General features: G+C 70.2%; 20 protein-coding genes. 11 read left to right on the forward strand and 9 right to left on the reverse strand.

Going from position 1 to position 19019, the window contains the following annotated elements:
• Window positions 1-29: 29 nt before the first annotated feature.
• The 5 genes from ABEA24_RS27595 to ABEA24_RS27615 are packed head-to-tail and all read left to right on the forward strand — an operon-like array spanning window position 30 to window position 4932.
• On the forward strand, window positions 30-890 hold the full coding sequence (locus tag ABEA24_RS27595) for a carbohydrate ABC transporter permease (protein WP_345434042.1): 861 nt from the start codon (window positions 30-32) through the stop codon (window positions 888-890).
• 10 nt (window positions 891-900) lie between these two features.
• Entirely contained in the window at window positions 901-2298 is a 1398-nt protein-coding gene (locus ABEA24_RS27600; RefSeq protein WP_345434043.1) for a glycoside hydrolase family 30 protein, read from the forward strand.
• Complete coding sequence (locus ABEA24_RS27605; protein WP_425551242.1) at window positions 2295-3371, forward strand: Gfo/Idh/MocA family protein; 1077 nt, start codon at window positions 2295-2297, stop codon at window positions 3369-3371. Before ABEA24_RS27600 ends, ABEA24_RS27605 begins: the two co-directional genes overlap by 4 nt.
• Entirely contained in the window at window positions 3368-4237 is an 870-nt protein-coding gene (locus ABEA24_RS27610; RefSeq protein WP_345434044.1) for a DUF6807 domain-containing protein, read from the forward strand. Before ABEA24_RS27605 ends, ABEA24_RS27610 begins: the two co-directional genes overlap by 4 nt.
• Window positions 4231-4932 (forward strand): cupin domain-containing protein, encoded by a 702-nt coding sequence (locus tag ABEA24_RS27615; protein ID WP_345434045.1) that lies wholly within the window; start codon window positions 4231-4233, stop codon window positions 4930-4932. The genes ABEA24_RS27610 and ABEA24_RS27615 overlap by 7 nt, the downstream gene beginning before the upstream one ends.
• Window positions 4933-4974: 42 nt before the next feature.
• Here ABEA24_RS27615 and ABEA24_RS27620 read toward each other — a convergent pair whose 3' ends face one another.
• The gene (locus ABEA24_RS27620) at window positions 4975-6102 is read right to left on the reverse strand and encodes a hypothetical protein (protein WP_345434046.1); all 1128 of its coding nucleotides are present in this window, start codon (window positions 6100-6102) and stop codon (window positions 4975-4977) included.
• On the reverse strand, window positions 6099-6617 hold the full coding sequence (locus ABEA24_RS27625; protein ID WP_345434047.1) for an RNA polymerase sigma factor: 519 nt from the start codon (window positions 6615-6617) through the stop codon (window positions 6099-6101). Before ABEA24_RS27625 ends, ABEA24_RS27620 begins: the two co-directional genes overlap by 4 nt.
• Window positions 6618-6906: 289 nt before the next feature.
• Between ABEA24_RS27625 and ABEA24_RS27630 the strand changes: the two genes are divergently transcribed.
• The 3 genes from ABEA24_RS27630 (at window position 6907) to ABEA24_RS27640 (ending at window position 10162) form a co-directional block, all read left to right on the forward strand.
• Window positions 6907-7935, forward strand: a complete 1029-nt coding sequence (locus ABEA24_RS27630) for a lytic polysaccharide monooxygenase auxiliary activity family 9 protein (protein ID WP_345434048.1) — start codon at window positions 6907-6909, stop codon at window positions 7933-7935.
• A 96-nt stretch (window positions 7936-8031) separates the two neighbouring features.
• Window positions 8032-9426 (forward strand): glycoside hydrolase family 10 protein, encoded by a 1395-nt coding sequence (locus ABEA24_RS27635; protein WP_345434049.1) that lies wholly within the window; start codon window positions 8032-8034, stop codon window positions 9424-9426.
• 271 nt (window positions 9427-9697) lie between these two features.
• Entirely contained in the window at window positions 9698-10162 is a 465-nt protein-coding gene (locus ABEA24_RS27640; protein WP_345434050.1) for a hypothetical protein, read from the forward strand.
• Window positions 10163-10324: 162 nt separating this feature from the next.
• Here the strand turns inward: ABEA24_RS27640 and ABEA24_RS27645 are convergent, their stop codons facing one another.
• The 3 genes from ABEA24_RS27645 to ABEA24_RS27655 form a co-directional block, all read right to left on the reverse strand.
• Window positions 10325-11365 carry a hypothetical protein gene (locus tag ABEA24_RS27645; protein ID WP_345434051.1) on the reverse strand — a complete coding sequence of 347 codons (1041 nt, stop codon included), beginning with the start codon at window positions 11363-11365 and terminating at the stop codon, window positions 10325-10327.
• Window positions 11362-11883, reverse strand: coding sequence for a SigE family RNA polymerase sigma factor (locus ABEA24_RS27650; RefSeq protein ID WP_345434052.1), 522 nt, complete (start codon window positions 11881-11883; stop codon window positions 11362-11364). The genes ABEA24_RS27645 and ABEA24_RS27650 overlap by 4 nt, the downstream gene beginning before the upstream one ends.
• Window positions 11884-11960: 77 nt before the next feature.
• Window positions 11961-12647, reverse strand: a complete 687-nt coding sequence (locus tag ABEA24_RS27655) for a TetR/AcrR family transcriptional regulator (RefSeq protein WP_345434053.1) — start codon at window positions 12645-12647, stop codon at window positions 11961-11963.
• A gap of 90 nt (window positions 12648-12737) precedes the next feature.
• Here ABEA24_RS27655 and ABEA24_RS27660 point away from each other — a divergent pair, with 90 nt between their 5' ends.
• Window positions 12738-14297 carry an AMP-binding protein gene (locus tag ABEA24_RS27660; RefSeq protein WP_345434054.1) on the forward strand — a complete coding sequence of 520 codons (1560 nt, stop codon included), beginning with the start codon at window positions 12738-12740 and terminating at the stop codon, window positions 14295-14297.
• A 173-nt stretch (window positions 14298-14470) separates the two neighbouring features.
• On the opposite strand, the gene ABEA24_RS27665 is transcribed toward ABEA24_RS27660, so the two are convergent.
• Complete coding sequence (locus ABEA24_RS27665; RefSeq protein WP_345434055.1) at window positions 14471-15442, reverse strand: GlxA family transcriptional regulator; 972 nt, start codon at window positions 15440-15442, stop codon at window positions 14471-14473.
• 110 nt (window positions 15443-15552) lie between these two features.
• On the opposite strand from ABEA24_RS27665, the gene ABEA24_RS27670 reads away from it, so the two are divergent.
• Window positions 15553-16170 carry a cysteine hydrolase family protein gene (locus ABEA24_RS27670; RefSeq protein WP_345434056.1) on the forward strand — a complete coding sequence of 206 codons (618 nt, stop codon included), beginning with the start codon at window positions 15553-15555 and terminating at the stop codon, window positions 16168-16170.
• A 156-nt stretch (window positions 16171-16326) separates the two neighbouring features.
• Here the strand turns inward: ABEA24_RS27670 and ABEA24_RS27675 are convergent, their stop codons facing one another.
• Together ABEA24_RS27675 and ABEA24_RS27680 are read right to left on the reverse strand one after the other, a co-directional pair.
• The gene (locus tag ABEA24_RS27675; protein ID WP_345434057.1) at window positions 16327-16617 is read right to left on the reverse strand and encodes a hypothetical protein; all 291 of its coding nucleotides are present in this window, start codon (window positions 16615-16617) and stop codon (window positions 16327-16329) included.
• A complete protein-coding gene (locus ABEA24_RS27680) occupies window positions 16614-16919 on the reverse strand; it encodes a hypothetical protein (RefSeq protein WP_345434058.1) in 306 nt (101 codons plus the stop codon). The genes ABEA24_RS27675 and ABEA24_RS27680 overlap by 4 nt, the downstream gene beginning before the upstream one ends.
• Before the next feature lie 21 nt (window positions 16920-16940).
• On the opposite strand from ABEA24_RS27680, the gene ABEA24_RS27685 reads away from it, so the two are divergent.
• Entirely contained in the window at window positions 16941-17711 is a 771-nt protein-coding gene (locus tag ABEA24_RS27685) for an alpha/beta fold hydrolase (RefSeq protein WP_345434059.1), read from the forward strand.
• Between the two features lie 47 nt (window positions 17712-17758).
• Here the strand turns inward: ABEA24_RS27685 and ABEA24_RS27690 are convergent, their stop codons facing one another.
• Entirely contained in the window at window positions 17759-19015 is a 1257-nt protein-coding gene (locus ABEA24_RS27690) for a sensor histidine kinase (RefSeq protein ID WP_345434060.1), read from the reverse strand.
• Between the last annotated feature and the right edge of the window lie 4 nt (window positions 19016-19019).

Below are 19019 nucleotides of genomic sequence, written 5' to 3' on the forward strand. Positions count from 1 at the left end.
CCATGGCGGTACTCCGGCAAGAGAGGCCCGTGCCGGTCGCGTCCGGCCGGCACCGCGGCCGTACGCGGCGGCGCCTACGGCGGCCGAACTGGGCGGCCGGGGCGGCGGCCCTGGTGTGGCTCCTGTTCGTGGGCGTGCCGATCTACCTCATGGTCAAGGACAGCATCCAGCCCATCGACGCCTACCTCAACGGTGGCCCGCTGTCCCTGCCGCACAGCCTGACCCTCGACAACTTCGGCCAGGTCTTCGACAGCGGGTACGCCCGCTACCTGGTCAACACGGGGGTCGTCACGGTGGCGAGCGTCGCGCTGACCGTGCTGCTCGCCTTCCCCGCGGCATACGCGATCGTGCGGTCGCACAGCCGGATCGTCTCCGGGACCTTCCGTATCTTCCTTGCCGGGCTGGCGATCCCCGCGCAGGCCACGATCATCCCCGTCTATCTGATGATCACCCGGATGCACCTGTACGACTCGCCGACCGCGATCATCCTGCCGACCGTGGCGTTCGGCCTGCCGCTCAGCGTGCTGGTGCTGTCATCGGCACTGCGCGACGTGCCCCGTGAGCTGTATGAGGCGATGACCATCGACGGCGGCGGGTCGTTCCGGCTGATGTGGAGCCTCGCGCTGCCCCTCAGCCGGGCGTCGCTCACCACCATCTCGGTCTACAGCGCGCTCAACGCCTGGAACGGCTTCCTGTTCCCCCTCATCCTCACCCAGTCCCCCGAGCAGCGCGTCCAGACGCTGGGCCTGTTCAACTTCCAGAACGAGTTCGGCTCCAAGGTGCCCGAGCTGATGGCCGCCGTGATGCTGTCGGCCCTCCCCATCTTCATCGTCTACCTGTTCGCGCGTCGTTGGCTCATCGCCGGCCTGGCCGGCGTGGGCGGAAAGTAGCTCTTTTCCCATGCGCAGATCGCTTGCCCTAGCCCTCACCGTGGCGACCGTGTGCTCCCTCTCCCTTCCGGCGGGCGCCCAGGCCGCGCCGTCGAGCCGCGTCGACTTCCATGCGAAGCTGCAGCCGATCGACGGGTTCGGGTTCTCCGAGGCGTTCCAGCGGGCCGCCGTCATCCACGGGCTGCAGGGGCTCTCCGCGCCTAAGCAGAAGGAGGTCGTCGACCTGCTGTTCGGCCGGAAGGCCGGCGCGGGCGCGTCCATCCTCCGGCTCGGCATCGGCTCGTCCGCCGACGACGTGTACGACCACATGCACTCGATCGAGCCCGCCGACCCGGGCGGCCCGGACGCGCCGCCGAAGTACATCTGGGACGGCAACGACGGCGGCCAGGTCTGGCTCGCGAAGCAGGCGAGGTCGTACGGCGTGCAGCGGTTCTACGCGGACGCTTGGAGCGCTCCAGGCTTCATGAAGGACAACGGCACCGACGCGAACGGCGGCATCCTCTGCGGTCTGCAGGGAACGAACTGCGCGAGCGGCGACTGGCGGAAGGCGTACGCGAACTACCTCGTCCAGTACGCGAAGTTCTACCGGAAGGAGGGCATCAAGATCACCGACCTGGGTTTCACCAACGAGCCGGACATCACCGTCTCGTACGCCTCGATGCGGTTCACCTCCGCGCAGGCCGTGGAGTTCGTCAAGGTGCTCGGCCCGGTCGCCAAGAAGGCCGGGGTGAACCTGTCCTGCTGCGACCACACCGGCTGGGACGGTCAGAAGGAGTACACCAAGGCCATCGAGGCCGACCCGCAGGCCGCCAAGTGGGTCACGACCATCACCGGCCATGCCTACTCCAGCCCGGTGACCTCGCCTCAGCCGACCAGCCGCCACGCATGGCTGTCGGAGTGGGGTCCCGGCGGCAGCACCTGGAACGAGAACTGGGACGACGGCAGCGAGTACTCCGGCTTCGCGATCGCGGAGAACATCCACCGGACCATGACGGACGGCGACGCGAGCGCGTACGTCTACTGGCTCGGCGCCTCCGTCGGGGCGACCCGCGCGCTCATCCAGCTCGACGGCGACGCGTACCACGTGTCCAAGCGGTTCTGGGCGTTCGCCGCGTACAGCCGGTTCATCCGCCCAGGCGCGACCCGGACCGCCGTCACCGCGTCCGACCCGGCGCTGAAGATCTCGGCCTACCGCAACGCCGACGGCACGAAGGTCCTCGAGATCCTCAACACCGGCACCGCCAGGACCACCACGGACCTGAGTCTCGACTCGGGCGCCGGACGCGCCCAGGCGTACCTCACCGACCAGGACCACTCGGTGTCGCCCGTGGCCGCCGCGCGCGCCCACGGCCACGACCTGTCGGTGGACCTCGCCCCCCGCTCGCTGACCACGGTCGTCCTCAAGTGATCCGGGCCGCGATCGTCGGTGCCGGAGGGATCGCGGGCATCTGTCACGTCCCCGCGCTGCGGGCGGAGGCGCACCGCGCCGAGATCGTCGCGGCCGTGGACATCGACGCCGCCCGGGTCAAGGACTTCTGTGCCGAGCACGGCATCCCCGCCGCCTACACCGACCTGGAGGCGATGCTCGCCGAGGCCCGCCCCGACCTCGTACACGTCTGCACGCCGCCGCACCTGCACGCCGCGCAGGTCGCGGCGTGCCTGCGGGCGGGCGCGTGGGTGCTGTGCGAGAAGCCGCCGTGCCTCTCGCTCGCCGAGTACGACGCGATGGCCGCCGCCGAACGCGACGGCGGCCCGTACGCGGCCGTCGTCTACCAGCACCGCTTCGGCTCGGGCGCCCGTCACCTGCGCCACCTCATCGCCGAGGGCGAGCTGGGCCGGCCGCTCGTCGCGGTGTGCCTGACGACCTGGTACCGCGACCACGCGTACTTCGACGTGCCGTGGCGCGGCCGGTGGGACACCGAGGGCGGCGGGCCGACCATGGGCCACGGCATCCACCAGATGGACCTGCTCCTCGCGACGCTCGGCGACTGGGCCGAAGTGCGCGCCATGGCCGGACGGCTCGACCGGGACGTCGACACCGAGGACGTGTCCCTGGCGTCCGTGCGGTTCGAGAACGGCGCGCTGGCGTCGATCGTCAACAGCGTGCTCTCGCCGCGCGAGGAGAGCCGGCTGCGCTTCGACCTCACCGAGGCGACCGTCGAGCTGTCGCACCTGTACGGCTACGAGAACGCGGACTGGACCTACACCCCGGCGCCGCACGTCACCGACGAGGCGCGGATCGCCACGTGGCGGACGCCCGAGGCCGACGTCCCGAGCTCGCACACCGCGCTGCTCGCCGACCTGCTCGACGCGTACGAGCGCGGCGAACGCCCGGAGACCAGCGGCGCGGGCGGCCGGCAGACCCTGGAGCTCATCGCCGCGTTGTACAAGTCGGCGCTCACCGGCCGCCCCGTACGCCGGGGTGAGATCGACGACACGGACCCCTTCTATCGGGAGATGAACGGCGGGATGGACCTGTGAGGATCGAGCACATCGGCGACCACACCCTGGCCGTGCACGAGCGGGGCGTGGAGCTCTTCCAGTACGTCTACCGGCCGGACATGCCGCCCTTCGAGGGGCCGAAGCCGTACCTGCACCCGGTCCGGACGCTCGCCGGGGACGTCGTGACCGCGTACCGGCCGCACGACCACCGCTGGCACAAGGGCGTCCAGATGACGGTGTCGCACCTGTCCGGCGAGAACTTCTGGGGCGGCGGCAGCTACGTCCGCGACCAGGGCTACGTCGACCTGCCGAACATCGGCGTCATGCGGCACGAGGAGTTCACCGAGGCCGACGGCGGGCGGATCGCGGAGCGGCTCACCTGGCACACCCAGGCGGGCGAGCACTGGGTGTACGAGCTGCGCGAGCTGACCGTCCGCGATGTCGAGGACGACTCGTGGGCCCTGGAGTTCGCCACCGAGCTGACCAACGTACGGGGGGAGGCGCTCGTCTTCGGCAGCCCCACGACGAACGGCCGTCCCGCGGCCGGGTACAGCGGCCTGTTCTGGCGCGGCCCGCGCGCCTTCACCGACGGGGAGATCGTCGCCGCGGAGGGCCAGGGTGGCCCGGGGATGATGGGCCGGCCCGCGGCCTGGCTCGCTTACGTCGGCCGGCACGACGAGGTCGACCGCGCCTCCACGCTGATGTTCTTCGACGACCCGGAGTACGGCAGCGACTGGTTCGTCCGGAACACACCGTTCCCGGCGGTCAACCCCTCGCTCGCCTTCGCCGAGGAGTTCGCGCTGCCGCCGGGCGAGACGCTGCGCGTGCGGTACCGGATCGTCGTCGCCGACGGCGCGTGGGACCGCACCCGCCTGGACGCCTACGCGAAGGACCACCCGTGGTGAGCCCGCTGCCCGGCGCCGTCGGGGTCTCCGGCCTGCGCGTGTACGACTGGCCGGCCGCCGACGGGCTGTGCGGCGGGTCCCCGCACGTCCACCTGACGTGCGCGGAGGCGTACGTCGTGGTGGCGGGCGAGGGCAGCGTCCAGACGCTGACCGGCGACGGGTTCGCCGAGACCCCGCTGCGACCGGGAACGGTCGCCTGGTTCACGCCCGGGACGATCCACCGGCTCATCAACGGCGACGGCGGGCTGCACATCGTCGTCATCATGCAGAACAGCGGCCTGCCCGAGGCCGGCGACGCCGTCTTCACCTTCCCGCCGGAGATCCTCGCCGACCCGGAGGCGTACGGGTGGGCCGCCGCACTGCGTCCCGATCGGGAGGTCGCGGCGCGACGCCGCCGCGACCTGGCCCTGGAGGGCTTCGCCGTGCTGCGCGAGCGGCTGTCCGGCGGCGATCCGACGGCGCTGCACGACTTCTACCGCTCCGCCGTACGGCTCAAGGAGAAGTTGTTCGGGGAGTGGGAGGAGCGCTGGCGGACCGGTGCGCTGGCCGAGGCCGAGCGGACCGGCGAGCACCTGAGCCGCCTCCGAGACGGCGACATCGGCCACCTGACCGAGGCCGCCGTCCACCGGCTGGAGCCACCGCCCGAGCGCGCCTTCGGCATGTGCGGCCGCCTCGACACGTACCCGCTCGAATGACGCCTCATCAGGCCGTACGTCGCGACTCGCTCGGCTGACATCTCACCAGGCCGCGCTGGCGACTTCCTCCTCGGACGAGTAGCCGTTCTGGACCTTTCCTCGACTCATGATGATGAGCGTCCCGGACCCGTTCCCGCATCGAGTGCTGTTCCTGCTGATGAGGAGTCCGTTGGGGCTGGAGGTCAGCGTGTGCACCGGCCCGCAGCCCGGCAGGGTCGCGAGGATCCTCGTGAAACGACCATCGACGTATTCGGCCAGCACCGCCTTCGCCCGCCCCGATGACCTGGCGCCGTCCACCGCGGCGATGACGGTGTGACGGTCGCCGGACGACACGGCGAACGCGAGGGTGCCGCCGATCTTCCCCGCCCCGGAGACCAGGACCCGAGTGGCGAGCAGGTCGGATCCGGGCGCGGTCGTGTCGAGGGCACGTACCTGAGCCGTACGGCCTGTCACGCGCGCGGTGAAGATCAGCGTGGCGTTGTCCGCGGACCAGGACACGCCCCAGTTCCACTCCGCATCGGGCTTTTTGGAGGCACTCGCATCCTGGGCCTTGGGCAGGGTCCACTCACGACGCGCTCCGGTGCGCAGGTCGAGCATGCCGACGACGATCGGCTGGACGGTGGCGGGGGCCCCGGGGACGACGGTGATGTTTCGGATGGTGTAGGCCAGACGCCGGCCGTCGGGGGAGAGTGCGAGTTCCCGCACGAGCCCGGGAACCGACCAGTGCGGCGCGGACTCCACCACCGTACGACCGTCCGCGGTCAGCCGCACCGTTCTGATCCGGGTGGGGCCGGACAAGCCTTTCTCCGGCTGGGACACCAGATACGTGCCAGGACGCGGGCCCCTCGTCACCGCCGGGCCGTACCCGTCGATCCCCTCGCCGTGCGGTCGGCCGGTACGGGAGTCGACCACCTCCAGGACGCCACCGGACATGGCCAGCAGGTACGGAGACGCGGTCGCCGGAGTGGACGGTACCGGCCTCGAGCGCCGGGGCAAGATGACGAGGACCAAGGAGACGGCGAGGACCACCGCGGCGGCGGCCGTGAGCGGTGCGATCACGTTGAGCCGGAGCCGAGGGCGAACCGGCAGCCGGAGCGGCCTGGGCTCCTCCGGCCCCCAGGTGTCCGCGACGGCGCAGGCATCGCGGATCCGGTCTTCCAACCCCTTCATGACTGCTCTCCCAGGGTCTTACCGAGGGCGGCGAGCGCCCGCGACGTCGTGGACGAAACGGTTCCTCGGCTGACGCCCAGGGTGCGGGCGATCTCAGCCTCCGGCAGATCCGCGTAAAAGCGCAGATACAACACCTCACGCTGCCGTCGTGGCAGCCGCGCGATCGCCTCGAGCAGCGTCCGGCGCTCCTCACCGACCATGACGGCCGACTCGGCCGACCAGGCCGGAGGAGGATGACCCACGCCGAATCTGCGGGCCACCGCCCTCCGCCGCAGGACCGACCGGCAGCGGTTCAGCACCGCCGAGCGCGTGTACGTCACCGGGTCGCGTATCGATGACCAGCGGCGATGGAGTTCGAGGAAGGCGTCGTGTACGACGTCTTCGGCCGTTGCCTGGTCACCGACCATGAGCATGCCGAGACGGATCAGGCCGGGCGCATGCTCGCGGTACAGCGCGGTGACCGCGCCCGCGGACTCTGGTGACCCGCGTTCGAGGATGAGGGCTTGACGATTCACGGGACAGAGACGCCTGCGACGCGGAAATGCTGAGCCGTCCCCGAAAATTCTCCGGACATCCGGGGACCGTAGCCGAACGCGCGGGCCGCTTCCGGCTCGTTTCGCGGCCGAGCCTTTCATCTGCTTTCACCGGGCAGCGGACGAACCCGCAGGTCGCGCCGCCGGCCGCGCGGCCGTCGTTGACCCCGCCGAGAGCGCGAATCGATCCTGAGGTGGCGCTCCCACCGCGCCGAACTCCCGCGGGATATCCGTGTCCGGATCCGCGGGCGGATCGAAGGGAAACGGTGTCGTGAGAAAGCGACGGAAAAGCGCGCTCGCCGCGGCCCTTGGCATGGTGTCCATCCTGGTCATGAGCGTGTTCACGGGGCCCTCGGCGTGGGCGCACGGAGCGTTCATGCAGCCGGGCGCCCGTACGTTCCTGTGCTGGAAGGACGGGCTCACCTCGACCGGGGAGATCAAACCGAAGAACCCGGCGTGCGCGGCCGCCGTCGACCAGAGCGGGGCCAACTCCCTCTACAACTGGTTCGCCGTGCTGCGCTCCGACGGCGCCGGCCGTACGCGCGGATTCGTCCCCGACGGGCAGCTGTGCAGCGGCGGCAACACCAACTACTCCGGGTTCGACCTGCCGAACGCCAACTGGCCGGTCACGCACCTGACCAGCGGTGCGAACTTCAATTTCCGCTACAACAAGTGGGCGGCGCACCCCGGCTGGTTCTACCTCTACGTCACGAAGGACGGCTGGGACCCGACCAAGCCGCTCACCTGGGACGAGATGGAGACCGACCCGTTCCTCGTCGCCGACCACCCGGCGGACACCGGCCCGACGGGCAGCGTCGACGGCTACTACTACTGGTCGGGCAACCTGCCGGCGAACAAGACCGGACGCCACATCATCTACTCCGTCTGGAAGCGCTCGGACAGCAACGAGACGTTCTACGGCTGCTCCGACGTGGTCTTCGACGGCGGCAACGGTGAGGTGACCGGCGTCGGCGACACCAGCGGCGGCGGTGGCGGCACGACCGTCCCGTGCACGGCGACGTTCAAGACCATCAGCAGCTGGTCCGGTGGCTACCAGGCCGAAGTGACGGTCAGCAACCCCGGCACCACCACGCTGAACGGCTGGACGGTGAGCTGGATCGTCCCGAGCGGCCAGACCATCAACAGCCTGTGGAACGGCACGCTCACCATGAACGGCGACCTCGCGACCGTACGGAACGTCGATTACAACCGGAATGTCGCGGTCGGCGCGTCGACCACGTTCGGACTGGTCGCGAACGGGACGGCGAGCACGCCCTCACTCAGCTGTACGAGCCCCTAGAAACGGCCTGCCGCGGCGCGGGGGACATCGACCCTGATCTCCCCCGCGCCGCGTCATGAGCATCGGCAGACCCTTGCACATGAGGAGGAATCCACCATGCCGTCGCCACTCCGGCCGAGACTCGCGGCCGTCCTGGCGCTGTCACTCGGCGCGCTCCTGGCCGTCACCGCGCTGGTGGTGCGGCCGGCGTCCGCCGCGTCCACACTGAACCAGCTCGCCAAGGCGCAGGGCAGGTACTTCGGCTCGGCGACCGACAACCCCGAGCTGTCCGACACGGCGTACACCGCGATCCTGGGCAGTGACGAGTTCGGCGCGATCACGCCCGGCAACTCGATGAAGTGGGACGCCACCGAGCCGTCGCAGGGGCAGTTCAGCTACGCGGGCGGCGACGCGGTGGTGAACTTCGCCAAGGCGCACAACCAGATCGTCCGCGGGCACACGCTGCTGTGGCACAACCAGCTGCCGGGCTGGCTCACCAGCGGCAACTGGACGGCCGCGCAGCTCACCTCGATCCTGCAGAACCACATCGCCAACGTCGCCGGCCACTACAAGGGCCAGGTCTACTCCTGGGACGTGGTCAACGAGCCGTTCAACGACGACGGCACCTACCGGTCGGACCTCTGGTACAACACGCTCGGCACCGACTACATCGCCACCGCGCTGAAGGCGGCCCGCGCCGCCGACCCGAACGCCAAGCTCTACATCAACGACTACAACATCGACGGCCTCGGCGCGAAGAGCGACGCGATGTACAACCTGGTCAAGTCGCTGAAGGCACAGGGCGTACCGATCGACGGCGTCGGCTTCCAGGGGCACCTGGCGATCCAGTACGGCTTCCCGACGAACATGGCCCAGAACCTCCAGCGCTTCGCCGACCTCGGCGTCGACGTCGCCATCACCGAGCTGGACGTCCGCATGGTGCTGCCCACGGACGCGACCAAGGTCGCCACGCAGGCGCAGTACTACACGAACGTCGTCAAGGCGTGCCTCGCGGTGTCCCGCTGCGTCGGCATCACGATCTGGGACTACACCGACAAGTACTCCTGGATCCCCGGCGTCTTCAGCGGCCAGGGCTCGGCCCTGCCCTGGGACGAGAACCTCGCCAAGAAACCGGACGTGTACGGCGCCATCAACACCGCGCTCGGCGGCTCCGGCGGCGGTGGGACGACCCCGCCCCCGGCCACCGGCTGCAAGGTCGCCTACTCGGCCAACGACTGGGGCTCGGGCTTCACCGCCACCATCACCATCACCAACGGAAGCTCGGCCATCAACGGCTGGACGCTGAAGTACTCCTACGCCGGGAACCAGACGCTGAGCCAGGGCTGGAGCGGCACCTGGTCGCAGTCCGGCAAGGACGTCACCGTCACCAACGCGAGCTGGAACGGCACCCTCGCCGCCGGCGCGTCCACCTCGGTCGGCGCCAACTTCACCTACACCGGCGCCAACACCGCCCCGACCGCCTTCACGGTCAACGGCACCACCTGCACCTGACGGCCGGCGGCGTCACCCGGGGCCTCGTGTTCGGAGCACCGAGGCCCCGGGCGATCCAGCGTCGATGAGTCGTTAATCAGCACCGTTCCGTCGGTCCTCCACGGCACATACTTGCGTTATTTTTTGTTGCCCATCCGTTATGAGAGGTTTCTGCCCATCCGTAACGTGAAGTTGCGATCATGCTCGGACGACCCCAAATCAGGGGTCATTCCGGGACATATCCCCCCATGTTCCCGGGTCCAGGCATGCGGAAGACCTCATGGAGGCATGCATGAGAACGGTGCTACGCCGTACCGCGCTGTCAGTTTCGGCGCTCACCCTCACCACCGCCGGAACCCTGTCCATCGTGAGCCCGGCCAACGCCGCCGCGAACTTCACCATTCCTGGCGTCTGCGGCAGCAGTTACTACCAGGTGTACAGCCAGACGGAGAGCGGCTACGACAAGTCTTCGGACGGCTGGGGCACTGTCGTCTACATCAAGATCGGCTACAGCCCCGTCACCGGCAAGAACTGCGCCTTCATCCAAAAGTCCACCACGAACTACTCCTATGGCCAGGAGTCGGGCCTCTCGATCGCCCTGCGAAGGCAGAAGGACGGGGCGTACGACTACGACGGCGGCAGCTACAAGTACTTCGCCGGGCCGGTGAAGCTGTCGGCCCCGAACCAGTGCGTGAGCGCCGACGGCTGGGACGACTGGGCGGGCCACTGGTCAACCGGCTGGCACGCCTGCGACTGAGCATGTCCAGACGTGGCGTGCCGGGCGGCCGAACGGCCAATGCCCGGCACGCCACGGTCCGACACGGCTCAACTCAACGGCGCCACCTGCGCCTGAGCGGCGGGTCAGACCGGATCCTCCAGGGACTCAGTGCACGGAGTCCCTGGAGGATCCCGGTCGGCATCACCAGGTGCAGGCACCGGCCGTGTCACCGACGTCGACTCCGGCGGCGACCTGGCCGAGCACCTGGCGGCTCAGCGCGGGGCCTCCCTCGTAGTCGCGGACGGTGAGCACGCGCCCCCCACCGAGGTCCACGGCGACGGCGGTGCCGCCGTCCGGTTCTCCGGTGGTCGAGACGGCGGCGACAGGGTACGACCGAGCGGGCCGTCCACCGACCCGCAACGGCGTCCCCTGGGAGGGGAGACGTCCTGCGCCGACTTCGGCGGTGATCACCCGCAACGCGCTCATCGCCATGAGTTCCGCGCGACAGCCCGAGTCGGTCCTGCTCACGACGACATGGTCCGTGGCGTACCCCGTCGGCAGCCAGGTCACCCGCAACGGCGGGACGACCGTCGCCCGGTCGTCCGGGCCGATCGACCGGGCCACGCGCAGCGCGTCGGCGCAGGGGCCAATGAAGCCGTTCATGGTCACCGACAGCACCGCCTTGGCGGTGGGCTGCCAAGCGATCATGCATTGCCCCGAGGTGTCATGCCAACGCCGGGCCTCGTGCCCGTTCACGTCCACCGTCGTGCTGCCCGTCAGACGGCGGAGCGACGTCAGCCGGTCCTCCCTCCCGCCCTGCGTGGGCGGCTCGACCTGGACGTCGACCGTCGGCACCAGCGCGTCACCGACCGGCCGTTCCGTCATCGAGCGGTCGGCCCAGGTACGGATCTGGACGCCATTCGACCGTCCCTGGCCGACTTGGCGAGCGACCTCGGTGAAGCCCTGCGGCAACCAGCTCGGCCGGTACAGGAGGCGGACCGGTGCCGGCCGCGGCCCCGCCTGGACCCGGTGGCCGATCGACTCCGGGCCCCCGGACGGCACCCAGACGGCGGCCGCGACGGCCGCACCGGAGAACACGACGGCCATGACGCCCTGCGTCGCCACACGGCGCCGGCGGGCGCGGCCCATCCTCACGCGGAGGTCCGCCAGAACGTGGTCCGCTGCGGGAGCGTTCTCCGCCTGCCGCTCGAACGCCTGACGGATCACCTCATCGGTCGTCATCGCAGGTCTCCCCTCACGGCGTGGTCGTGCGAATCCAGGTCCCCTCGGGGATCGAGCCGGAGCTCGGCCAGCGCCCGGGACGCGTGCGAGCGCACCGTCGCCTCGGAGCAGCCGAGGATGTCGGCGATCTCGGCGTTGGACAGGCCCTCGTAGTAACGGAGGGCGAGCACCGCGCGCTGCCTCGGTGGCAGCGCCATGATCCCGGACCAGATGGCGTCGCGATCCTCGACCTGGCCGGCATGGCCGTCGTCGGGTTCGATCGCGGCGTCCAGCACCCCGTCGGTGGCCGGCACCTCCCTGGAGGAGCGGCGTCGCCGCCACGACAGGTACTCATTGGTGATCATCCGTCGCAGGTACGCCTCAGGTGAGTCCATCGCGCCGATCCGCCGCCAGCGGCGCTGTGCCCTGATCAGCACGTCCTGCACGATGTCCTCCGCTCGATGCGGGTCGCCGGTCAAGGCGGTGGCGAACCGCAGCAGCCTGGGCAGCCGCGCGGCCAGAAACTCCTCAAAGCCCACCGGCACCCCTATCTCTCGCCTCTGTCTCCTTCCTTGAACGTCATTGGGACGCCCATTCGTTGAGTCGCCCGCGGAGTTCAGTTGTGGTGCGGCAGGGCGGCGATGCCGTCGAGCAGGCGGTCCAGTGCGAACTCGAACCGGGTGTCGAGGTCCGGGGCGGTGAGGTCGTCGGCCAGCGCGACGGTGTGCGGGAACTCGTCGGCGGGCAGCGCGGCGAGCCGGTCGCGCAGGTCGTCCAGGTAGGAGCGGGGAGGCCGGCCGGCGGCGACGGCGGCGGACAGCGGGGCCTGCTCACTGCCGACGAAGCCGATCAGGAAGGTGGTCAGGAGGTACAGCGCGTAGGCGGTGTCCCGGTCGGAGAGCCCCGCGCCGCGCAGCGCCCCGAGCACGGCCTCGACCGTACGGAGCTGGCCGCGGCCGGCGGCGAACCGGCCGGAGAGCAGCCGGGCCGAGTCCCGGTACGCGAGCAGGTGCCGGCGCAGGGCGCGCATGATCTCGGAGAGGCCGGCCCGCCAGTCATCGGCGTCGTACGCCGGGAGATCCGGCACCTCGGCCACCGCGTCGGCGAGCAGGTCGAGCAGCTCCTCCTTGTTCCGTACATGCCAGTACAGCGACGCGGCGTGTACGTCGAGCCGGGCGGCGACCTTGTTCATGGTCAGGCCGTCCAGCCCTTCGGCCTGCAACGTGTCCAGCCCGGCGGCCACGATCGCCTCCGGGCGGAGCTTCGGATCCGCCGCCGGCGGGCGGCCGCGTCGCGGCGGCATCGGTTTCTCCCTTGCGGTTGCCAGACGTCCGGGCGGTCCGTAATCTAGCGCCCACCAAAAATCCAATGACGTTAGATTAATGGGGTGCGCATGGCCGACGACTCGCCGGCGTGGTACGTCACGAGTGCGCTCTCGGCGCTCGCCGCGTACGAGAACGCGGAGGCGCTGCGGTACCAGGGGCGTTCGATCAGCTACCGAGAGCTGCTCGCCACGGTCCACCGGACCGCGCGATTCCTGGAGCGGCGGGGACTGCGCCGAGGCCAGGGCATCGTGCTGGTCTCCCGCAACCGCCCGGAGGCGTTCGCCATCAGGCTCGCCGCCCACCTGCTCGGGCTCCGCTACACGCCCGTGTTCCCCGACACGGTCGCCGACGCGGACGGGCTGCGGCACCTGCTGACCGACGCCCAGGCCACCGCCCTCGTGTCCGACCTGGAGATCGGGCCGGTCGCGGACCTGGCCAGGAGCGCGGGCGTCCCGCTGGTGTTCTCCCTCGTCGATCTCATGGCCGTCGCCGAAGGCGAGTCCGACGAACCCGTCCCGGTGCGGACCGAGGAAGGCGACATCGCCCGCATCCTGTACACCGGCGGCACCACCGGCCGCCCGAAGGGCGTGCCCGCCACATTCGCGGGCCTCGGCGCGTCCACGAAGGCCTGGGCGGCGTCGGCCGGCTCAGCCGGGTCACTGCCGGAGGGCACGCGATTCCTGCTGACGACGCCGTTCGCACACGGCTCCGGCGACGCCGCGCTGAACACGCTGCGCCTCGGCGCGAGCGTGGAGATCATGGACGGGTTCGACCCGGCCGAGTTCGTCGCCGCGGTGCACGACGCGCCGGCGGCGATCACCTACCTGTACCCGTCGTGGTTGTACCGCCTGCTCGACCACACCGAGGCGACCGGAGCCGACCTCACTTCGTTGAAGTTCGTCATGTACGGCAGTTCCCCGATCGCCCCCGCCCGGCTGCGTCAGGCCCTGGAGCGGCTCGGACCGGGGCTCATGCAGACGTACGCGACCACTGAGGCACCGGCCATCGCGACGCTGCAGCCGGCCGACCACGCCGCCGCCCTGACCGGCCGGCCCGAACTCCTCGCCTCGGTCGGCCGCCCGATGCCGGGCGTCACCGTCACGCTGCGACGCACCGACGGCACGACCCCGCCGCCCGGCGAGGTCGGGGAGGTCTGCGTCCAGGGACCGGGCGTCATGACCGAGTACTGGAACCGCCCGGACGACCTCCGGCAAACCGTGTTGCCGGACGGCCGGCTGCGCACCGGCGACCTCGGCCGCTTCGACGACGGCTACCTCTACCTGGTGGGCCGGCTGAAGGACATGATCATCGTCGACGGCTACAACCACTACGCCGGCACGATCGAGGACGTGCTCACCGAGCATCCCGCGGTCCGCGAGGCCGCCGTGATCGGCGTACCGGACGAACGCACCGGCGAGGCCATCCACGCCTTCGTGACGGTCCGCCCACCCGGCATCACCCCGGACACCCTGCGCGCCTGGGCGAGCGACCACCTGCCCACCGACGCCGTCCCGATCACGATCACCGTCCTCGACGACCTCCCGCTCACTCCACTCGGCAAACCCGACAAGAAGGCCCTCAGAGCCCGGGCCGCCTCGACGACCCGATCCGCGATGACCGAGACCTGAGGCATCAGCCCACACGGGGGTGGAGGTCGGTGGTGTGCTGGCTGGTGGTCAGCGGGGTGCCGGTAGGCGGACGGGCTGAGTGCCGGTCCGGCGGACAGCGAGAGTGCCTGGTTCAGCCGCGCAGGAGTTGGCGGGCGGTGGTGGTGCCGATGCCAGTTAGCGAGACAGACCCCCTAATCGGACACTCCTGCGGCTGGCGTGTGGCCGAAGGTCCGGCGGTAGTCACGGGGTGCGATGCCCCTGCGGAGGGTGAACTGCTGCCGGAGGACGGCGGCGCTGCTGTAGCCGACCCGCTCGGCGATCTGCTCGATGGGCAGGTCGGTGGTCTCCAGCAGTTCCTCGGCGAGATTGAGGCGCTGGGTGAGGAGCCAGGCGTGCGGGGTGGCGCCGGTCGCGGCCTTGAAGTGCCGGATGAAGGAGCGCCTGCTCATCAGCGCTCTTGCGGTCAACGACTCGATCGTGAGTGGTTGGTGCAGGTTGGCGCGGGCCCAGGCGATGACCTCAGCGAGGCGGGAGCTGTCGCCGTTGGCCGGGACGGGCGCGCTGATGTACTGCTGCTGCCCGCCATCGCGATGCGGCGGTACCACCAGAACCCGGGCGATGGCATTGGCCAGGGCGGCCCCGTGCTCCCGTCGTACCAGGTGCAGGTACATGTCGATCCCGGCCGCCGCCCCCGCCCCGGTGACCAGGTCTCCGTTGTCGATGTAGAGCGATTCGGGCCTTACGGAAAGCTCCGGGTGCAGTGCTGCCAACGCGTCGGCGTGCTGCCAGTGCGTGGTGACCTCCAGGCCGTCGAGCAACCCGGCGGCCGCCGGAAGGAAGACGCCGAGGCAGTGGGCGGCCACGGTCGCACCCCTCCGGTGGACATGCCGGAGAGCCTCCAGGGTCGGTTCGGGCGGGTCGGCGGCCGGGTTCTCACCGGGCAGGACCAGGACCAGGTCGGCCCGGGACATCAGGTCGAGTCCGTGCTCGACGAGGACCGGTACGCCCAGGTCGGTGGGGACCGGCCCCGGCCGCTCGCCGCACAGCGCGAAGTCGAAGGAGGTCATCCCTTCCCGTGGCCGGAAGACTGCGCTGACCATACCGAGCCCCAGACCTGCGGCAGCGGGCGGGACGTAGGCGGCGACGCGCCGGAACGGTGGCATACCGACATCGTGGCACGAAAGCTGCGCTCATCGGCATGTGTGCCACTTTCGGGTTCTGGTCGATCGGCGAAGACTCATGGGTGTCGGCAACACACGAAAGAGGTTCCGCCGTGAACTACGACATCAGCCGCACGGGTCTTGTCCTGGTCGACCCGTACAACGACTTCCTCAGCGACGAAGGGCGGCTCTGGCCCCGCCTGAAGGAGGTGGCCGAGGACGTCGGCCTGCGCGAGCACCTTCGGGAACTGCTGACGGCCGTCCGAGAGTCGGGCGTGCAGGTGTTCGTGGCGCCGCACCGGGCCTGGCGGCCAGGTGACTACGAGGGCTGGAGGTACGCCAACCGCGCCCACCGGCTGATCCGGGACGAGCACTTCTACGCCTACGGGGAGTTCGGCGGCGAATGGCACCCCGACTTCGGCCCCAAGGAGGGGGACATCGTCGCCACCGAGCACTGGGGGATCAGCGGTTTCGCCAACACCAACCTCGACCAGGAACTCCGCCAGCACGACATCAAGGACGTCATCCTGGCCGGCCTGACGGCACCAGGTTGCGTCGAGGGCACAGGCCGATGGGCGATGGAACTGGGCTACGGCGTCACCCTCGTGAAGGACGCCACGGCCGCCTTCACACGAGAGCACCTGCACGCTGCCGTCGACCTCAACGGCCCCATCTACGCCGAGCGCGTCGCCACCACCGAAGAGGTCGTCGCCGACCTGAAGGCGTCCTGATTCCCGGCAGCCTCGTCGGCATCCTCCACGACCGACTCGGCCTCACCGACCCGGTCACCAGCTGGATCTGTTCGCCCTGGCAGGCGGTGACATCGCGGTCCGGGGACCGGCGAGGGCGACCAGGGCGTCCATGCGTCACCCGTCCGCTAGCAGCAGCTAAGAAGAGCCGACGGGAGCCGAGTCGCCGAGGGTTTCCGGGGCCATGACCCCGAGAACCCTCGGCCGTACGCGGCCGGCCGGTGGCTCACTCCCCGCGGAGTCGGCCGGCCAGGGCCATGACGCGGCGTGGATGATCGCGCGGGTCAGCTCCTCGGGATCCAGCGCCTCGATCAGCCGCCACCCGACCGGCGGCGGCACCAGAGCCCACCACGACCTGGTGTACGTGCCGAACCAGATCAGAGTCCCCGGAAACCTCCGGCGCAGGACCATCGTCGCGTCGACGCTCACGGGCGGTCGTCCAGCCGCCCGGTTCGTCCGCCGAGGTAGGCCACGATCTCGGCGGCTGCGCCTGCCGGGTCGCCCGCCGCATGATGTACCTCGTCCATGCGACGCCAGATGAACGTCTCGCCTTCGACGCTGATCCATAGTCTCTTTCCGGCGAGCTCGGCGCGAACCGACAACGCCGGTCGAGCGTCGCTTAATTCGACGTAAAGCCCCGACCCGGCCAGCGCCTGGCACAATTCAACGAGTGCGCGGATTTCGCGAGTACTGTCCGCTGGGGTGCGACGATCAGCTTCTGATGGATTCATTGCTGCCCCTCCACGTGCCGAATGACGCTTTCCACCTTCAGCCATCGAGCTCCGATGAACAGCGGGATGTGGAACTACCAGATCCCCGCCTTTCTCACCGCCGGTATGCGCTGTGTCGTATTCGACCGGCGCGGCCATGGGCGGTCCGATCTGCCCGGACGGGGCTACGACCTCGATCGCCTCGCCGACGACCTGGCGGACCTGCTCGCGCACCTGGATCTGTGTGAGGTCGTACTGGTCGGACACTCGATGGGGGCGGCCGAGGTGGTCCGCTACCTGTCCCGGCACGGCGACGAGCGAGTCTCGGGAATGGTCCTGAGCGCTCCTACGACGCCATTCCTGCTGCGCACGGACGACAACCCGGAGGGCCCCGTCGAGGCGACGACCGCCGAGGAGGTCCGGAAAATCATGCGCCGTGATATCGGCGCCTTCGTCGAAGGCACCTCGAGCGCTGATTGGTTCGGACCCGGTTATGAGGTTTCGGCGGGGCTGTGCGACTGGACCCGGCGCCAGTTCTTCGACACGCCGCTGCAGGTGCTGCTATCGACGAACGACGTGGTCGTCAACGCGGATCAGCGCGATGAACTCCCCAAGATCACCGTGCCCGCTCTGGTCATCCAGGGCGACGCCGACCGCTCGGCACCGATCGACCCGACCGGGCGCAGGACCCATGCCCTGCTTCCCGACTCGAGGCTCGTTGTGATCGACGGCGCGGGACATGGCCTCTTCATGAGCGACCCGGACCGGTACAACACGGAGGTGCTCGCCTTCATCGGCACCCTGCCCCACTGAGGATCCCGCGATCCCGGCCTACGGGGTACGCGATGCTCGCCGGCGGGCTACTTCGCCACGGTCTGTCGGCGGTCGGCGGTGTGTTCACCGAGCCGTTCGTACGACGCGGGCGGCGGGCCGCCGGAGGGGAACCGGATCGCGACGTCCAGCCCGCCTTCCGGCCGGGCGCGCGCCGTGGCGGTGGCGTCGTGGGCGGCGGCGATGGCGCGGACGATCGACAGGCCGAGGCCGTGGCCGCCGTCGTTACGGGCGGTGCGGCCGCCGAGGCGCTGGAACGGCTCGAACAGTCCGTCCACCTGGTCCGGCGGGATGACGGGCCCGGTGTTGCGCACCGACAGGATGGCATGACCCTCCTCGGTCGCCGTACCGATCTCCACGCGCCCGCCGGGGACGTTGTAGCGCACCGCGTTGTCGATGAGGTTGGCCACCAGGCGTTCGGCGAGCGCCGGGTCGCCGGCGATCGGGGCGGGCGACGTGCGTACGTCGATCCGGAGGCCGAGCCGTTCGACCCCCGGACGAGGGGCGAGCAGCGTCTGGTCCACGAGTTCCGCAAGGTCGACGGGCTCCCGGCGGTCGAGTCCCCGTTCGCCGGTCGCCAGGGTCAGCAGGGCCTCCAGCAGGCGTTCCTGCTGCTCACTGATGGTCAGTACGCGCTCCGACGTCGCCCGGAACGATGCGAGCGTGGCCTCGCGGTCGGTGAGGGTCTCCTCCAGCAGCGCGTGTTCGAGGGTGAGCGGGGTGCGCAGCTCGTGCGCCGCGTTGGCGACGAAACGCTTGTGCGCGCCCAGCGCCGTGTCCAGCCGGCCGAGGAGGCCGTCGACGGTGTCGGCGAGGTCCTTCAGCTCGTCGCGCGGGCCTTCGACGGCCAGTCGCTCGTGCACGTTGCGCGCCGAGATCTGCTGGATCGTGGTGGTCATGGTGCGCAGCGGCCGGAGCACCCGTCCGGCGACCAGCCACCCCAGGACGATGGAGACCACCACCATGATCGCCAGCGCGATCCCGGACTGCACGAGCAGCGCGTGCATCTGAGCGGCGTGCTGCCGGGCCGCTTCCGCGTCCAGCCGCGCGGCGAGGCCGCGCGCCTCCGGCGGCAGAGGCAGTTGCCGGAAGGTCCGGAAGGTACCGCCGTCCGGGGCTTGAGCCAGCCCGGTCCGGTAGATGACCTTCCTCCGGCCCGTGGCGTGCTGGACGAGCAGGTACGTGATGGTGAGGAGCACGGCACCCGACGCGGCGAACAGCAGGCCGTACAGGAGGGTGAGGCGGAGGCGTACCGTGCGCGGGCGGAGCGATGTGGGCAGGTGCATGGCC

The organism is Actinoallomurus vinaceus (assembly GCF_039542055.1).
Taxonomy (GTDB): Bacteria; Actinomycetota; Actinomycetes; order Streptosporangiales; family Streptosporangiaceae; genus Actinoallomurus; species Actinoallomurus vinaceus.

What these genes read in the sequence shown, in the direction of transcription:
- ABEA24_RS27600 (WP_345434043.1), top strand. Translation starts at nt 901, where the DNA reads ATGCGCAGATCGCTTGCCCTAGCCCTCACCGTGGCGACCGTGTGCTCC.
- ABEA24_RS27620 (WP_345434046.1), bottom strand. Translation starts at nt 6,102, where the DNA reads ATGAAGGGGTTGGAAGACCGGATCCGCGATGCCTGCGCCGTCGCGGAC.
- ABEA24_RS27635 (WP_345434049.1), top strand. Translation starts at nt 8,032, where the DNA reads ATGCCGTCGCCACTCCGGCCGAGACTCGCGGCCGTCCTGGCGCTGTCA.
- ABEA24_RS27640 (WP_345434050.1), top strand. Translation starts at nt 9,698, where the DNA reads ATGAGAACGGTGCTACGCCGTACCGCGCTGTCAGTTTCGGCGCTCACC.
- ABEA24_RS27645 (WP_345434051.1), bottom strand. Translation starts at nt 11,365, where the DNA reads ATGACGACCGATGAGGTGATCCGTCAGGCGTTCGAGCGGCAGGCGGAG.
- ABEA24_RS27655 (WP_345434053.1), bottom strand. Translation starts at nt 12,647, where the DNA reads ATGCCGCCGCGACGCGGCCGCCCGCCGGCGGCGGATCCGAAGCTCCGC.
- ABEA24_RS27660 (WP_345434054.1), top strand. Translation starts at nt 12,738, where the DNA reads ATGGCCGACGACTCGCCGGCGTGGTACGTCACGAGTGCGCTCTCGGCG.
- ABEA24_RS27665 (WP_345434055.1), bottom strand. Translation starts at nt 15,442, where the DNA reads ATGCCACCGTTCCGGCGCGTCGCCGCCTACGTCCCGCCCGCTGCCGCA.
- ABEA24_RS27680 (WP_345434058.1), bottom strand. Translation starts at nt 16,919, where the DNA reads ATGAATCCATCAGAAGCTGATCGTCGCACCCCAGCGGACAGTACTCGC.
- ABEA24_RS27685 (WP_345434059.1), top strand. Translation starts at nt 16,941, where the DNA reads ATGACGCTTTCCACCTTCAGCCATCGAGCTCCGATGAACAGCGGGATG.
- ABEA24_RS27690 (WP_345434060.1), bottom strand. Translation starts at nt 19,015, where the DNA reads ATGCACCTGCCCACATCGCTCCGCCCGCGCACGGTACGCCTCCGCCTC.